This window comes from Chitinophagaceae bacterium, from assembly GCA_016717285.1.
Lineage (GTDB): Bacteria > Bacteroidota > Bacteroidia > Chitinophagales > UBA10324 > JACCZZ01.
Map to the genome: position 1 here is coordinate 367,216 of JADKFU010000005.1, position 15,671 is coordinate 382,886.

At 40.6% G+C, this 15,671-nt stretch carries 11 protein-coding genes; 8 read left to right on the forward strand and 3 right to left on the reverse strand.

Annotated elements, in window-relative coordinates:
- Window positions 1-16 precede the first annotated feature (16 nt).
- Both IPO83_11480 and IPO83_11485 read right to left on the reverse strand, forming a co-directional pair.
- Window positions 17-6,088, reverse strand: a complete 6,072-nt coding sequence (locus IPO83_11480) for a hypothetical protein (protein ID MBK9731886.1) — start codon at window positions 6,086-6,088, stop codon at window positions 17-19.
- 94 nt (window positions 6,089-6,182) lie between these two features.
- Window positions 6,183-6,683, reverse strand: a complete 501-nt coding sequence (locus IPO83_11485; protein ID MBK9731887.1) for a YcxB family protein — start codon at window positions 6,681-6,683, stop codon at window positions 6,183-6,185.
- Between the two features lie 305 nt (window positions 6,684-6,988).
- On the opposite strand from IPO83_11485, the gene thiL reads away from it, so the two are divergent.
- The 5 genes from thiL to IPO83_11510 all read left to right on the forward strand — a co-directional run bounded on the left by thiL (window position 6,989) and on the right by IPO83_11510 (window position 12,566).
- A complete protein-coding gene (gene thiL / locus IPO83_11490) occupies window positions 6,989-8,038 on the forward strand; it encodes a thiamine-phosphate kinase (protein MBK9731888.1) in 1,050 nt (349 codons plus the stop codon).
- Window positions 8,039-8,645: 607 nt separating this feature from the next.
- Window positions 8,646-9,437, forward strand: a complete 792-nt coding sequence (locus IPO83_11495; protein ID MBK9731889.1) for a DNA alkylation repair protein — start codon at window positions 8,646-8,648, stop codon at window positions 9,435-9,437.
- A 109-nt stretch (window positions 9,438-9,546) separates the two neighbouring features.
- Window positions 9,547-10,011 carry a DinB family protein gene (locus IPO83_11500; protein MBK9731890.1) on the forward strand — a complete coding sequence of 155 codons (465 nt, stop codon included), beginning with the start codon at window positions 9,547-9,549 and terminating at the stop codon, window positions 10,009-10,011.
- Between the two features lie 223 nt (window positions 10,012-10,234).
- On the forward strand, window positions 10,235-11,818 hold the full coding sequence (locus IPO83_11505; protein ID MBK9731891.1) for a T9SS type A sorting domain-containing protein: 1,584 nt from the start codon (window positions 10,235-10,237) through the stop codon (window positions 11,816-11,818).
- 103 nt (window positions 11,819-11,921) lie between these two features.
- Window positions 11,922-12,566 (forward strand): hypothetical protein, encoded by a 645-nt coding sequence (locus tag IPO83_11510; protein ID MBK9731892.1) that lies wholly within the window; start codon window positions 11,922-11,924, stop codon window positions 12,564-12,566.
- 23 nt (window positions 12,567-12,589) lie between these two features.
- Here IPO83_11510 and IPO83_11515 read toward each other — a convergent pair whose 3' ends face one another.
- Window positions 12,590-13,471, reverse strand: a complete 882-nt coding sequence (locus tag IPO83_11515; protein MBK9731893.1) for a 1-aminocyclopropane-1-carboxylate deaminase/D-cysteine desulfhydrase — start codon at window positions 13,469-13,471, stop codon at window positions 12,590-12,592.
- A 181-nt stretch (window positions 13,472-13,652) separates the two neighbouring features.
- On the opposite strand from IPO83_11515, the gene IPO83_11520 reads away from it, so the two are divergent.
- The 3 genes from IPO83_11520 (at window position 13,653) to metF (ending at window position 15,587) form a co-directional block, all read left to right on the forward strand.
- Window positions 13,653-13,940, forward strand: coding sequence for a hypothetical protein (locus IPO83_11520; protein ID MBK9731894.1), 288 nt, complete (start codon window positions 13,653-13,655; stop codon window positions 13,938-13,940).
- 156 nt (window positions 13,941-14,096) lie between these two features.
- Window positions 14,097-14,483, forward strand: a complete 387-nt coding sequence (gene apaG / locus IPO83_11525; GenBank protein MBK9731895.1) for a Co2+/Mg2+ efflux protein ApaG — start codon at window positions 14,097-14,099, stop codon at window positions 14,481-14,483.
- A 150-nt stretch (window positions 14,484-14,633) separates the two neighbouring features.
- Window positions 14,634-15,587 (forward strand): methylenetetrahydrofolate reductase [NAD(P)H], encoded by a 954-nt coding sequence (gene metF / locus IPO83_11530; protein MBK9731896.1) that lies wholly within the window; start codon window positions 14,634-14,636, stop codon window positions 15,585-15,587.
- Window positions 15,588-15,671: the final 84 nt, after the last annotated feature.

Below are 15,671 nucleotides of genomic sequence, written 5' to 3' on the forward strand. Positions count from 1 at the left end.
TGGAATCCGTACAGGATTACTTTACCACAACTCTCACACCCTCTGAATGACTGGTAAACTCCGGCGCATACATACATTGAATGGTTGTGATTCCATTAGAGAAATCTCCTCTCAATTGAACACGCAACGGATATTCAAATACGTAAGTGCCTTTTGACAAATGATCGAAGAAGAAGTTCGTGCTTGCATCTTTTGTTTCTTCATAATAACCCAATCCATCCTGCCACTGATAACCACTTAATACGTTGATTGGCTCGAAGCAAGCAGCGCGAAGATCTTTCATGTGAACATACTCCATGTCGCGATCAACACGCAATTCAATCTGTACTTTAACAAGATCACCGGGTTTTAATGAAGTAGAAGTGGTGATCGGTTCCATTACAGGACCGGTCGCGCTGTTTCGTTGCAGAAATAATTTCTTTTGCAATGAAAGTGGCGTGATGGTTCCGTTGACGGAAGTCGTGATTTTATCCAACTGCTCAAAGTATTGCCAATAGACAGCGCCCCAGCTCACACCATTATCAGCACTGCTTCTCGTCACTTTAATATTGCCCATCTGCGGAGTGATCTCGTTTTCTTTCCAATTTGTTTCAAAGTAACCTGTGCCTGCCTGTGTTAGCTGTTTGCCGAGATCAACAATTGTATTTCCAAGTGACACAGTAATTTCCGGTTCATTCATCAGCCACGAACTTCCGCGAAGCAGCAATGCATAAACAGCTTCGGCAGTTGCTTTGGTTGTCTTCCAGTCGTTGGTTTGTTTTTGTTTCAGCAACCACAGCTTCATGTTGTCAACTGATATTGCATCATCTGCAACTTCATCAAATGCTTCAATAAGTAATGCCTGTGTTTCAATAGGTGCCTGGTACCAATAGTAACCACCATTATTATTTTTCCAGTACATACCCAGTTCTTCATTCGTGATAGAATTTTCTTTCAGTGATTTGATAATGGCAACCGGTGTTTTTTTATCATTCATGCGATACAATGCCAATGCAATCATGCCCTGCGCATAAATACTTTGTGAAGTCCAGTAGCGCTGAGCTTGTGCATTATAATATTCAACTGCTTTTTTATTTTCCGGTTGCACAGGAATGTCGTTGAAATAACTTCTAGCATATAAATACTGAGCTGTGAAATAGCTTAAGTTATTCTGATCCAATTTTGTTTTATAACGGATCAGGTTTTCATAATCTTCACGAATCCGGTTATCGAGATAAGGAATGGCAGTGGTCGTCATGCTGTTTATTCGCTCATCTACAGGACTCAATTTCAAATATGTCAGATGACCTATGCCTGTAACAATGTATTGCGTGATGTAACGATCATCTGGTCCGCCTGCAAACCACGACCAGCCGCCATTTGATGACTGCAGTTGCTGAAGTCGCATGATGGCTGCATCCATTTCATTACGCATCCTGTTAAGGTCGAACAAAAGTGCGATGCGCTTTTTTCGTTCTGTTTCATCCTGAGATTGCAACACCCACGGTGTTTCCTGCAACAGGAGTGATTTCAGTTCCTGATTTTTTTCGAGATTGGAAAGCAAAGCATCTGTATTAAGATTACTCCATTGATCAAACACCTGCCTGATCCTGGGGTTGGAAATCGCAATACCGGCAGCGAGTGAATTAGCATAAAATCGATTGAAGGTTTGCTCCGAACACTGATACGGATATTCCATCAGGTAAGGCAATGCCTGCACTGCATACCAGGCAGGATTGCTTGTGACTTCTAATGTGAGGTTGTGATTTTTTAACGTGGAAGAATTACCTGACTGCAACAATTTTGTGAAAGAATAATTCTTTGTGGTGTTACCACGAATGTTCAATGGTAAACTTTCTGTCACCAGTGTTTTATTCGACAACACCGGCAATACATTTTCTTCTCCATCAGATTGATTACCCGCTTTTGCAATCACTTTATAACTGACTGCTTCTATTCCTTCAGGTACTGTGAGTGACCATGAAAGTGCGCTGCTTTGATTTTTTACTACCGTGAAAGACTGATCGTTGTTTGTATTTCCAAATGTAGCATCAATAGGTTTCATGGTAAGCGCATCAAACAACTGCAATGTGACACGGCCGTTTAAATCATGATCAGAAAGATTAGTGACTTTGGCAGTAAAGAAAAGCTGATCTCCTTCCCTGAAAAATCTGGGCGCATTGGGAGTAACCATCAAATCTTTTTGTGTAATGGTTTCTTTGGTGATCATGCCATATTTAAGATCCGTGGTATGTGCATAGCCGAGAAATTTCCAGCGCGTGAGTGCTTCAGGAATAATGAATTTGAAAATCACATTTCCGGATGCATCTGTTTGCAGTTGCGGGAAAAAGAAAGCGGTTTCCTGCAGGTTTTTTCTTGCTGAAACTTCTTCCTGCACCTGTTTCTTAGGTGTGGCATTAGAAAGGGTTGTGGAATCTGCTTTTTGCAAATTGTTTCCTGTTCTTGTCTTCATCATCCCATCAGCAGCCACATTTTTTTCCACCATCGGAGCTGCATAAAGCATCTCAGATCTTACCCTTCCACCATAACCAATTGAAAATCCAAACCAGTTCAGTTGATCATAAATGGGGGAGAAATAAGAACCATAGCCTAACCATGCCGGAGCAAATAAATCGGTATTGATTATTCCGAAACAATTGCCCTGGTCCCAATTGGAGAATGGATAAAAAATGCTTTCAATATCAAACATCCAGTTGTGTGGCCGGAAAGCATCGAGTGATGCATCATAAAGCGCAGCCACCATTTCAGCGGCTACCGCTTCACCTTTCGATCCTGAGATTTTCAGCTTCCATTCTTCATTTTGTCCGGGCAATAATTTGTTGCGGAAGGTTTCGAATTCGAGTTTCAACTCTTTATCAGCATAAGGAACAGAAATTTGTTGGTTGAAGGAATAAACTCTGCCATGCTTTACAGTAATTGCATTCATGTTTACACCGCCTTTAAAATTCTCGGTGATGGGTAGTGAAAGATTTTCTTTTCCTTTCTTAAAATCCAATAATTTTCGTTCACTGAAATTTTTCGCTTCTATTTCATAGATGACATGCATTTCCTTTTCCGAAGTGCCGAACTGAAGTGGTATGGTGTTTCCTGCTGTAGCCATTGGAGATACATCAGCCATCCACCACGTTTGCAACAACGGAATTTCTTTATCCTTCGCAGCATATACCGTGAAATATTTTTTCACTTTTACATCTTCACCGTACTTATCTTTTCCCGTAATCTCCAGCTCATATTTTCCCGGAGCAAGTGAATTCGGAAGGGAGAATATTTTGGAAAGAGCAGTGTTGAAGGATTGTGTAACAACTGCAGATTTTTTTGACCAGCTTGTAAAATCATTTTCATTGTCGTACACATCATTTGGAAATGATTTGTAGTATTCATCCTTCGTCATAACAAACTGGTCAGGACGTTTCCAAAGCCGTTCACGAAAGATGCGATCAGGTTGTTGCAGAGCGGAAACAGTGATTGTTCCGTTTGCGGGTTCAAAAATTCCATTGAGGTTCTTCGTGCTGATTTCAAAATTTTGCAATGAATCTTTAGAAACGGTTTCCGGAATAGAAAGCTCAATAGTCAATGAAACATAACCTACTGAAACAATTGATTCTGTACTATGTGTTTCTCCGGTAATATCCACCACATCCACGATCACTTTGTAATCGAATTGCGGCTTTTCTTTTGCAGGAATTTTAAGATCAGGAATGGCTGTGAAAGAAATCTGAAATGCTCCGTTTGCATCAGTAGCAGTTGTACCGTTTGCAATTTCCATCTCACTTGAAAATCGATCATAACCTCCCCGTTTCATGCCATAATACCAAATCGGAAACCTTGCCTGGCGCACTACACGATAGGTAACAGTAGCTCCGTCAATATTTGCACCTGCATAAGATTTTGCTTTTCCTTTTACGCTTACTGATTCATTCAAGCGCGGACTTCCTTTCAATGTATCAAACACTACTTCAAACCTCGGACGTTTATATTCCTCCACTGAAACAGACACACTGCCCGAACTGTTTCGGATTTCCATTTCACCATTCAATCCATTTGTGGGAGCAGTGAATGATCCCTGGAAACTTCCGTAATCGTTGGTAACCAAATCAAGCGATTGAATTTTTTGACCGTTGACATCATGGAATTCAACTGTTGATTTGAATTTTGTTTGGAGTGAATTCTTATCGTCTTCATTCTCCAATACAATGCCTTTGAAATAGATAGTTTGTCCCGGGCGATAAATGGCACGATCCGTAAAGAAAATTGTGCGCAGGGTTTTCTGTTTTTCTTCTGTATAGCGATAGAGGTAGAAATAATCATCGGCCATTAACCTGTCATCGCCGGCTGTAAATTCCACCCTGAAATTTTGATTAATAGTGGATGGCGCAATTTCAAAATACCCGTTTGCGTCTGTTGTGTAATCACCGATTTCGTTGAATTGATAGGTGCGGTTCTTCTGATCATATTGCTGCGCCAAAATTTTTGCATTCGCTTTGGAAATCGGTTTTCCTGATTCACGATTCACCACATAAAAGCTGTAATGATCTTTATAGCGCTTGCTGACGTAACCTATGTTTGAGAGGGTGGTCGCGGCTTTCATAATTCCGCTATTCGCCAGGGAAAAATCTTCCGCTGCTGAGCCGAGAATAATGTAGCTACCCAAAGGCATTTCCGGAATTTTAATTTCTGCTGCATGCGATTGGTAATCTCCCGGATCTGAAAGTGATTGTGACCAGGATTTTAAAACGGGTTGTTGCAAAAGCAACGAAAATTGTTTTTCGGCGTCCATCTTCCCGGACTCTTTCAGCAATATTTCATCATCTTTTATGATGCGGAAATAAACGTTGGTCACATTTTGGTATTCTAACAATCCACGAAAGGGTTGTGCCGGAAGATTTACTTTTTCAACAGTTAATGAAATATTTTTCCGGAGAATTTCTTCGCGCAAAGCATTGCAGTTTTTTGCTGCAATGCTGTTTGGAAATTTGGAGATCACTTTTTCGCAATAGCTCATGGCTGTCTTCTTGTCAAACCGGTGATCATTAATAAGCGGCGGTGCATATAAGTTGCTGCTTTCCATATAAAATTGTGCAATGGCATAAGACACATCGCCACTTGAAGAATCTTTTGCAAACCTGTTTTCTAACTGCAGCAATCCTTTCAGGTATAAAGAATCTTTCAGTTCACTTACACTATTGGCACGGAGGAATTGAAAACGCTTGAGGTCGGCATCAATTAATGCGGTAGTGTTATGTTCCTTAGCATGAAATGCCAGTAGATTTTGCAGCATTCGAAGCGCCTGGAATTTTCCGGATACGGAATCAGGCGTTACAATTTTAAGTGCGGTAAATTTTTCGAGGGGTTGAAAGACTTCTTCACCGGTGATGTTAAATTTATAAGCAGGTTGCGTGACATACGCTTCTTCATTCATAAAAAAATCAAGAGCGCGATGGGCAAGGAAATCATAAAGTGTGGGACGATAGACAGTCGTCATATTACCTTTTTCCAAAATCGCGGCAAAAGGTTCAATGGAAGTTTGTTGCAGTGAGTCCACATTTTCCAGCGACGATTTGTATAATTCTGTAACGTGATTTACAATTTTAGGAATATCCCAGGTTTCAATATCCTTATTTTCAATTCCTGTTATTTGCGTACGTTCTGAAAATTTCCAACGGTTTTGCTGGTAATAGTTCCAATACAACTCTGCAGCGGCGGATTGCAATATGTTTTTGGTGGGGAAATGACTCTTGCTGATCGCTGCTTCAAAAGCTTCCAATGCTTTTTCACCCTCGCCTTCTTCCAACACCTGTTTATATTTCAGCGTATAAACAAGCGACTTGAATATTTGCGGCGCATTATCGGATTTATTGGCCAATGCATAGATCGCATTTACTTTCTCCAGTGCTGATTTGGGCAGTCCTTTCGATTCCAGTGTATCAACTTCCTTCCATAGTTTTTCATAGGCGTCATAATTCCTGGTGGGTAGCATAACATTAGGGTTGGATTGAAAAGCGAAAAGAAGAAAAAGATTGAGCAGCAACACTGTAATGATTACGAGTGGGACAAAAAGTGTTGACTTTACCAAAGCTTGTTTGTTCATAAGAATGGATGAATGCTGAATTTACAAAAGTAAGCGTTGAACGTATTTACGCGTGCATAGATGCGGCAAGTCCCAAATTTCCATAACATAAAAATTAAAAAATAGCAGCTACTTTCTCTTTCACCATTGCTTCAAAGCTGTCGAATTCACCTGCCTTAAAATTTTCTTTCGGAAAAATATAGAACATCTTCTCTGAAGGGTACAACAAAATCATGTCGGGCAGAATCACCGCTTTTATCAATTCTTTCCACGGCATTTCATAGGTATTTTCATGGATCGTCATCAGGATTGATTCGTTATTGATTGTCATCACAAAAGGAGCATGGTATTCGGCGAGTCGTTTATAAACCCTTTTTCCGGTCGTTTGCATGAGCCAGAAATAAATGGCAACGGCAACAATACCTGAAAAGATGAGCGAGACGCTGAGAAAACGGTTACCGTCTTTTCCAAGTATAAGAAATAACAACAGTCCGGCCCAGATGGCCAGAAATCCCATGATCATTGGTAAACGTGACTGAAAAAGAAAGAATTTTTTATAGTGGAGTGTGTGGGCTCGTTGAAGGATGGCAGGTGTATATTGAAAAGTGATTTGCATCTTGTTTAATGGCTAAATGGTTAAATTGTTAAATGGTTGCGGTGAAGCCGGAGATATTCGGATGAATCGAAGGGTGCAAATTTCTTAAAAAACGGACATGGTTGCAGGTTTCACTGCAAAACTTTAAAAAGCTGTAACCGGAAACTTTGGAAAAGTTAGGCGAGTGCAATTATTTTATTGATTGTTTCTAACCTTTCCAAAGTTGTGCTCCTGACAGCCGACAACTGACAACCGGCAACAAGCAAATGACAACTAACTACTCGCTACTCACTACTTTTTTCCCCTAACTTCACCCCAAAAAAAGCATGGAATCAGAAGAACGAACAGAGATCAGCGAGCTCGGAGAATTTGGCCTGATCCGGTATCTCACAAAAAATATTGAGCTGGTAAATGAATCCAGTAAAATTGGTGTCGGCGATGATGCTGCGGTTATTGAGTTTGAAGCCGGAAAGCAGACGGTGGTTACTACGGACCTGTTGATAGAAGGCATTCACTTCGACCTGATGTATGTTCCGATTAAGCACCTCGGCTTCAAATCGGTGATTGTAAACCTTTCTGATATTTATGCGATGAATGCCATGCCGAAGCAGATCACGGTTTCGCTGGCTATCAGCAATCGTTTTTCGCTGGAAGCGGTGAATGATTTGTATGAAGGAATTTATTTCGCCTGTGAGAAATATGGTGTTGACCTTGTTGGAGGGGATACAACGTCCAGTCTGAAAGGACTTGTAATCAGCATCACGGCCATAGGAGAAATTAACGCTGACGATATCGTGCTGAGAAGTGGTGCATCTGAAAACGATCTGCTGTGTGTAACCGGTGATCTTGGTGCAGCTTATGTTGGTTTGCAATTGCTCGAACGGGAGAAGCGTGTGTATCTTGAAAGTCCGGAAGTGAAACCCGACCTTGAAAATCAAACCTATATTGTTGGCAGACAACTAAAGCCGGAAGCGAGAAAGGATATCATTGAACTGTTTCAATCTTTGGAAATTAAGCCCACTTCCATGATTGATATCTCTGATGGTTTATCTTCAGAAATTCTTCATTTGTGTGAGTCGTCGGAAGTGGGTTGCAAATTGTACGAAGAAAAAATTCCGATCGCAGAAGAGACTTATAATATGGCACTCAAATTTAATCTCGATCCAACTACCTGTGCATTGAGTGGCGGGGAAGATTATGAATTGTTATTCACTATTGCTCCGGAAGATTTTGAAAAGGTGAAGAACAATCCTGACATTTCTGTCATTGGCCACATGACTGCGAAAGATAAAGGTGCTGTATTGATCACGAAAGGAAACAATGTGCATCCGTTGAAAGCGCAGGGATGGAATGCATTGAAGGGAAATCAAAGTTAGTAATGCGTATAAAATTGAACCCAGATTTTTAAGATTGTTCTTGACTACAACAAAACGTTTGTTGCATTGATGAATGAAAATTCACTATCTCCAAAAGCAAATGACCACAGGAATATGGAAAAACTAAAATATTAACCGTTAGTGAATATCTGACTGGTTAATCCTCACAACATGATTAATAATACATCCGGCAAAAGCGAAACAATAAAAATTATCTGGAGGCCGGCAAACATGGCAGCATTTGTGATCAATAGAGTTTCTTCAAAAATATTACTCCAAACAAATTCATAATTATTGCATGGAAACAAAAGATGGAAAACAAGCTGTCTATGCCAAAACGAGAGCAGTTTGGCGTAAATGGTTAAAATCAAATTGCCAAAAGGAGAAATCTGTATGGCTCATATTGTATCACAAAAAAAGTAAAGTGCCCTGCGTTAATATCAATGATGCTACGGAGGAGGCACTGTGTTTTGGATGGATAGACAGCTTAGCCAAAAAGAGAGATGCTGAAAGCTACTACCTCACATTTACACCGCGCAATCCGAAAACCAGTAAATGGAGTAAACCGAACAGAGACAGGGTTGAAAAGTTGATTAAGGAAGGACTGATGACCGAACACGGACAAAAATTAATTGACATTGCAAAACAGACCGGAAAATGGGAAACCTCTCCACCAACGAAGAATAAGTCAACAACGCCAGGAGTTACAGCGAAAGAATTCCTGCACAGGTTAACAGCGCTACGCACTACTGCTAAAGCAGACAACTCGAGGTTTTTCAGGGATGAGGATAAAGCAAATAAAAATTTAGGCGTTGCAATGTCTGCCATTTTCGGCCTTGCGAAAGAGTTTTCGAAGATGTCAATTGATGAAGTGGAGAAGTTGATTGAAAGCGAATATTACGAAGCAAGAATGGGTGCGGTAAGCATTATGGATTTTCAGGCAAGGGATAAAAAAATTACGGCAGCAAGTAGAAAGGAGTTGTTTAAGCTGTATATCAAAAGACACGATAGAATTAATAATTGGGACCTTGTAGACCGCAGTGCACCTTATGTTGTTGGTGGTTACCTGATTGACAAACCAAGAGCGATTCTATATAAACTGGCCAGGTCAAAAAATATTTGGGAACGAAGAACATCCATCGTAAGCACTTATTATTTCATCAGACAAAATGATCTTATTGATACTTTTAAAATTGCGGAGTTGCTTGTTCATGATGAACATGATTTGATAAACAAAGCTGTCGGCGGCTGGATCCGGGAAGCAGGGAAGAGGGATGAACGTATGTTGCTTACTTTTCTGGACAAATACGCTGTTACGATGCCACGCGTAACTTTGCGTTATGCGATTGAAAAGCTGGACAAGAAGTCGAAGGATCATTACCTGAAAGCAGCTAAGTGAAAAGACTGATAACGCATTGATTTTAATAATGAGCAAAGAACTTACTGTAATTGTACGCCATTGATTTTCAAGCAACGATATTCAAAAGACACAGACAAAAAGAATTATCATGAAAGAATTGTTGATCAAACAAATAAATTTTGAACATTGGGCGAATACCAAATTGCTCACATCAATGAGAATGGTAAATCCACTTGATGAAAGATCGTTGATGCTTTTTTCTCATTTGCTTTCCTCAGGCAATATGTGGTTGAGCAGAGTTCATGGAACACCCATTTCTACTACGCTTTGGCAGGAACGCACCTTGCAAGAATGTGAGCAACTGGACGCAGAAAATACTGCCAACTGGTTGGATTATCTGCAACAGGCTTCTCCCGATGAATTAAACAGAATTGTAGATTTCATTTTTCCTTTGGACGGTAGCAAAAAAAGGATGAGCGTTTCTGATGCGATCATGCACATCGTTCACCACTCTTCTTATCATCGCGGACAGATTGTGGCAAGACTGAAAGGCAGTTTGGAACCACTTCCTTTACTGACCTACATTCCTTTTGCGGCTGAAAATTTAGCATAAACGCATAGCTCTCATTCATTCTTCTATTACTCATGCAGAAATTTTATAGATTTAAAAATGAATCAACCAATCTTTTGTGCCACATCTGTATAAAAAAAGTGTCCGGCGTTCATGACTCCGTCTTTATGATGCTCCATAGTGCATCGCTGAAATCAAGTCCAGGACCACATCGTATATCATTCCTTATCGTTTCATTTCCTAATTTAGCCTTCAAACATTTTTTATGTATTACCGGTTAGCTACTTTATTATTTGGACTTCTTCATTCAGTCAATGTTTTTTCACAGGCTCCTGCCATTCAGTTTCAGCATGCCATGGGCGGTTCGCTGGATGATATTTCTTATGATGTGGTTGTGACGCAGGACGGTGGTTATTTAGTAGCCGGCGGTTCCACTTCCAGTGATGGTGATTTGCTGAAGCCGTCAGAAGTGCAACATGGCGGCAATTATGATTTCTGGTTTGCGAAGCTGGATCCTGCTTTAAATTTTCAATGGAAGAAACACCTGGGTGGAACCGGAAGTGATCTTGCCAGCAGTTGTCTGCAGGCTCCTGATGGCGGATATTTTATCGGCGGCAGCACGAGTTCCAATGATGTGGATGTTTCAGGAAATCACAGTGATGATTTTGACTTCTGGATTGTAAAACTATTTTCATCCGGTTCTGTGCAGTGGAAAAAATGTTTTGGCGGAATAAATTATGATGACTTCGGTGGCATGCGAATCACTCCTGACGGAGGATTAATCCTGGCCGGTGGATCGCAATCAAACGATGGAGATGTAACCGGAAACCATGGCAGCAGCGATTTCTGGTTGGTGAAAACAGATGGCAGCGGAAATATTCAATGGCAAAAGAGTTACGGTGGAATTGACTATGAGAAGGCGGCTGATGTGAGAGTTTGTCCGGATGGTGGATATATACTGGTTGGATTTTCTGAATCAAACACCGGCGACGTAACAGGCAACCATGGTGACTACGATGTCTGGGTTATGAAAACAGATGTTTCGGGTAATCTGCAGTGGCAACGTTCCATCGGTGGCAGCGGCTATGATGCGGCAAATGGTGTGGTGGCTTTGAATGACGGTGGTTTTATTGTCTGCGGTTATTCGGGTTCAAATGATGGAGATGTTACGGGTAATCACGGCGACGATGATGCCTGTATTTTTAAACTTGATGAATCAGGTACTATTTTGTGGTCGAAGTGCATGGGCGGATTAAACACTGATGTAGCAACAGGAGTGGAAGCGGTGGGAGATGATGGATTTATTTTTTCCTGTTATTCAAAATCAACCGGTGGCGATGTGGAAAATAATTACGGCTTATGGGATTATTGGATTGTTAAAACAGATCTGGATGGTGTAATTCAATGGCAAAATAATTTCGGAGGAAGTTTAAATGATGTTTGTTATGCAGCAAAGCCAACTCCGGATGAAGGTTTTATTCTGACAGGCTATTCAGAATCGCAGGATGTTGACGTATCCGGAAACCATGGCAAGAAAGATTTTTGGGTAGTGAAATTAGCAGGTCTTGTAGGCATAGCGGAAACAGTTCCCGCAGAAGTAAAATTGTCTGTATATCCTCAACCTGCTGATAACTTTGCATTCCTGCAAATTCCTCAGGATGCAATTTTGAATTACCCGCAATTATCAATTGATTTTTTTGACCTGGCAGGAAAAAAAATTAATGAACAAACAGTCACCTATGATCCGGTTATTAAATTGGATTGCAGCAGGTGGAACAGCGGCATTTATTTTTATCGGTTGAAAAATAATGGATATACGCTTGCCAATGGAAAAATCGTAGTTCAATAATTTGTAGCTGATGTATTGCAATTATCTTCTACGATTTGAATTTTAAAATTCCGGTATCTTTCGTTCTCACAAGCTCACCGATAAGGTGTCTGAAAAACATTTAATGAAAAAGCAGGTACTGATTTTTTCCACGCTCTTATTTTTCACGTTAGAAACCCAGGCACAGTTGAAAGACAAAGAAATTGCAGGTGAATACTATCTGAAAGGTGTTATGGAAGTGGGTTCCGGTTTTCAGCTATCAGAAGATCATACTTTTGAATTCTTTTTTTCTTATGGTGCCATGGACCGTTCAGGTAAAGGAACCTGGAAATCGGAAGGAAACAATATCATATTTAATTCCGAACCCTGGCCGGGCTCAGATTTTAAGCTGGAAAAGAAGGATCATCGAAAACAGACAGGAGTGGTGATTCAGGTGAAGGATAAAAACACGATGATACTTGGTTATGTCGGTTGTATTGTTTCCGGGGCCGGCAATGTGCAAGAACTTCAGTCTGATAATGATGGCACAATTGTATTTGAATCACAAACTATAGATACCATTTCATTGTATCACCAGTTTTACTCAGATGTTTTGTCTGTTTTTCCTGTTAAGGAATCAACTGATAATTATTTTGAATTCACTTTTTTGCCGCATCTCGGAACCGTGTTTTTCAACAATTTTATTTTGACAATCGATCAACAGGGATTTTCCGGCGGAAATCCACTACTGAAGAAGGACACTGTTTATCAGTACACGAAATCAAAATAATTTTTGATCCGTTTCCTGTGTCATTATTTTATGAAACCATTCCAACCTTGCAATCCGCCGGTATGAAGTGCAACGATCGCAGTATCTCTTTCAAAGAAATTATTCTTAATTAAATCATAAATGCCGAACATCATTTTACTATTGTAAACAGGATCCAATAAAATTGAATGTTTGGAATGGAAGCCTTGTATAAATAACTGAAGCTCTTCCGGCATTTTAGCATAACCACCAAAATGAAAATTGTGATTGACTAACCAGTTGGAATATGTTTTTCCTGATAAATTATTCACCAGTGTTGTGATTTTCTGATCCAGTTCATTCATTCCTTTGAGTGCTGAAAAGCCAAGCACCTTATTTTTCCCGTTGGCTCCTGCAATTAATCCTGCCAATGTTCCACCTGTTCCACAAGCGCAACAGAGATAATCGCAGTCAATTGTTATTTCATCAACAATTTCGCTGCAACCTTTTACTGCCAACGTGTTTGTTCCGCCTTCCGGCAATAAATAGAAATTGCCAAATTCACGGCGAAGCGCATCAATGAAATCATCTTTTTCTTTTTGTTTGTATTCTTCGCGGCTGATGAATTGCAATTGCATTCCCTGTTCACTTGCAAAGGTCAATGTCTGATTGAGTGGCAGCACTTTTTCACCGCGAATAATGCCGATGGTTTCAAATCCGGATGCCTTACCGGCAGCAGCTACTGCATAAATGTGATTTGAATAAGCGCCGCCAAAAGTGAGCAGCTTATGATGCCCTTGTTCTTTCGCAGCCTTGAGGTTATACTTCAGCTTTCGCCATTTGTTACCGCTGATTTGCGGATGAATGAGGTCATCCCGTTTGATGAAAACACGGACCTGCTTTTCTTCGAAGAGTGTATCATTTAGTTGCTGCAGTGGTGTAATCACGTTCGTTTTTTATTATTTTAGCGGGAGAGCGGTGCTGCCGGCATGAGAAACGGGACATTTGGCACTTATTAAAATCGAACATTGGATGCATAGATTCATTTTTACTAAAACCATTTTCAACATGAAATTAGCAGCATTAATGATCACAGGCATTTTTTTTCTTTCGGCGATCAGCCTTGACATCCATGCCGCATGTCCTGCACCCAAATGTGTTCAAAAACTTATCAAGCAATATAAAAGCAAACCTAAGCAGGATCCGCCAACTACCATTTATGAATATGAATATAAAGGAGCGAAAGTGTATTATGTAACTGCTCCCTGTTGCGACCAGATGAGTACGCTTTATGATTCCAAATGCAATGTTATCTGTCAGCCTGATGGTGGCATAACAGGAACAGGCGATGGCAAATGCCCTGATTTCAATAAGGAAAAAACCAATGAAGTTTTAATCTGGAAAGATGAACGTTGATGTGCAGGTGAAAGAAAAGCAATGTGTTTTTTTTGTTGAATTGTTCTTCGCCTTTTTTCCTGAACCGTAAAAGCATAATTTTGTTGATTCCATGGAAATGCTTTTGATAATGAAAGATGCTGGATTTTTTGATGTAGGAAGTAAAAAAGACGACGCATGATAACCAAGATTACCGCAGGTGTCAAGATATCGGTGGAAACCTTTTACCAGGAAGAATATTCGCAACCACTGAACAATGAATTCATGTTTGCTTATCGCATCACCATTGAAAACGGCAGTGAGCAAACGGTTAAATTGTTGCGCCGGCATTGGTATATTTTCGATTCATGCGGCGTTACCCGCGAAGTAGAAGGCGAAGGTGTGGTGGGATTGCAGCCGGTAATAGAACCGGGCAAGTCGCATCAATATGTTTCCGGCTCACACCTGAAGACTGAAATCGGCCATATGCACGGCACTTATCTTATGGAAAGATTGATTGACGGCAGTCAATTTGAAGTGAACATTCCCGAATTTCAACTGGTAGCTCCTTTCAAGCTGAATTAACTGAATGCTGTTTTATTACACCATCAACTCTTAAGCTGATGGTCTGCCACTTGCTGCATTTGTCCCATCTGAAAGCTTATCCCATATTTCTAAACTTAAACTTCTTACTTCTCATAGTATATTTGCCCACCTTATAAATAAACAGCAACAGTGAAAGTAACAGAGTACATAAAAAAGTCAGACTCCACCATGGTGTCGTTTGAAGTGCTTCCTCCCATGAAAGGGAAAAGCATTCATTCCATTTATGACACCTTGGATCCGTTAATGGAATTCAAGCCACCATTCATCAATGTCACTTACCATCGTGCTGAATACATTTACCGGCGCAATGAACAAGGTCTGTTTGAAAAGACGATTATCCGCAAAAGGCCGGGCACTGTCGGCATTTGCGCGGCTGTTGTAAACCGTTATAAGGTGGATGCTGTTCCTCACATTGTCTGTGGTGGATTTACGGTAGAAGAAACAGAAGATGCATTGATTGATCTTGCTTTTCTCGGTATTGATAATGTGCTGGTACTTCGCGGCGATCCGAATAAAAATGAGACTTCTTTTGAACCGGAACCAGGCGGTCATCATCATGCAATCGACCTGTTGAAGCAGGCCGTGAAAATGAACCACGGAAATTTCCTGCAGGAAGATATTACAGATGTGGTGCCTACTGATTTTTGTATTGGCGTGGCGGGTTATCCTGAAAAGCACTATGAATCACCCAACATGAAAATGGATTTGCAGTACCTGAAGGAAAAAGTGGACGCCGGTGCCGATTATATTATCACGCAGATGTTTTTCGACAACAATAAATTTTTTGAGTTTGTAAAAAGTTGCCGCGAAATCGGTATTACCGTTCCCATTATTCCCGGAATAAAACCCATTACGAACCGAAAGCACATGAATACATTACCACGTTTGTTTCATGTAGAAATTCCGGAAGAACTGGCAACGCAGTTACAAAAAGTCACTACGGATGAAGCTGCGAAGAAAGTGGGTATTGAATGGTGTATTCAGCAATGCAAAGAACTGGCGAAGGCCAATGTTCCGCTTATTCATTTTTATACCATGAGTAATCCTGGACCTGTTAAAGCTGTAGTGAGCAAGGTGTTTTAGTGTTGTACTAAGCTTGAGTTGGTGCCAACTTTGGCAGGGTTTTGTAACAGCTATTAACAATGAAGTTGCCCGGGATGAACCCTG

What these genes read in the sequence shown, in the direction of transcription:
- IPO83_11480 (MBK9731886.1), bottom strand. Translation starts at nt 6,088, where the DNA reads ATGAACAAACAAGCTTTGGTAAAGTCAACACTTTTTGTCCCACTCGTA.
- IPO83_11485 (MBK9731887.1), bottom strand. Translation starts at nt 6,683, where the DNA reads ATGCAAATCACTTTTCAATATACACCTGCCATCCTTCAACGAGCCCAC.
- thiL (MBK9731888.1), top strand. Translation starts at nt 6,989, where the DNA reads ATGGAATCAGAAGAACGAACAGAGATCAGCGAGCTCGGAGAATTTGGC.
- IPO83_11495 (MBK9731889.1), top strand. Translation starts at nt 8,646, where the DNA reads ATGACCGAACACGGACAAAAATTAATTGACATTGCAAAACAGACCGGA.
- IPO83_11500 (MBK9731890.1), top strand. Translation starts at nt 9,547, where the DNA reads ATGAAAGAATTGTTGATCAAACAAATAAATTTTGAACATTGGGCGAAT.
- IPO83_11505 (MBK9731891.1), top strand. Translation starts at nt 10,235, where the DNA reads ATGTATTACCGGTTAGCTACTTTATTATTTGGACTTCTTCATTCAGTC.
- IPO83_11510 (MBK9731892.1), top strand. Translation starts at nt 11,922, where the DNA reads ATGAAAAAGCAGGTACTGATTTTTTCCACGCTCTTATTTTTCACGTTA.
- apaG (MBK9731895.1), top strand. Translation starts at nt 14,097, where the DNA reads ATGATAACCAAGATTACCGCAGGTGTCAAGATATCGGTGGAAACCTTT.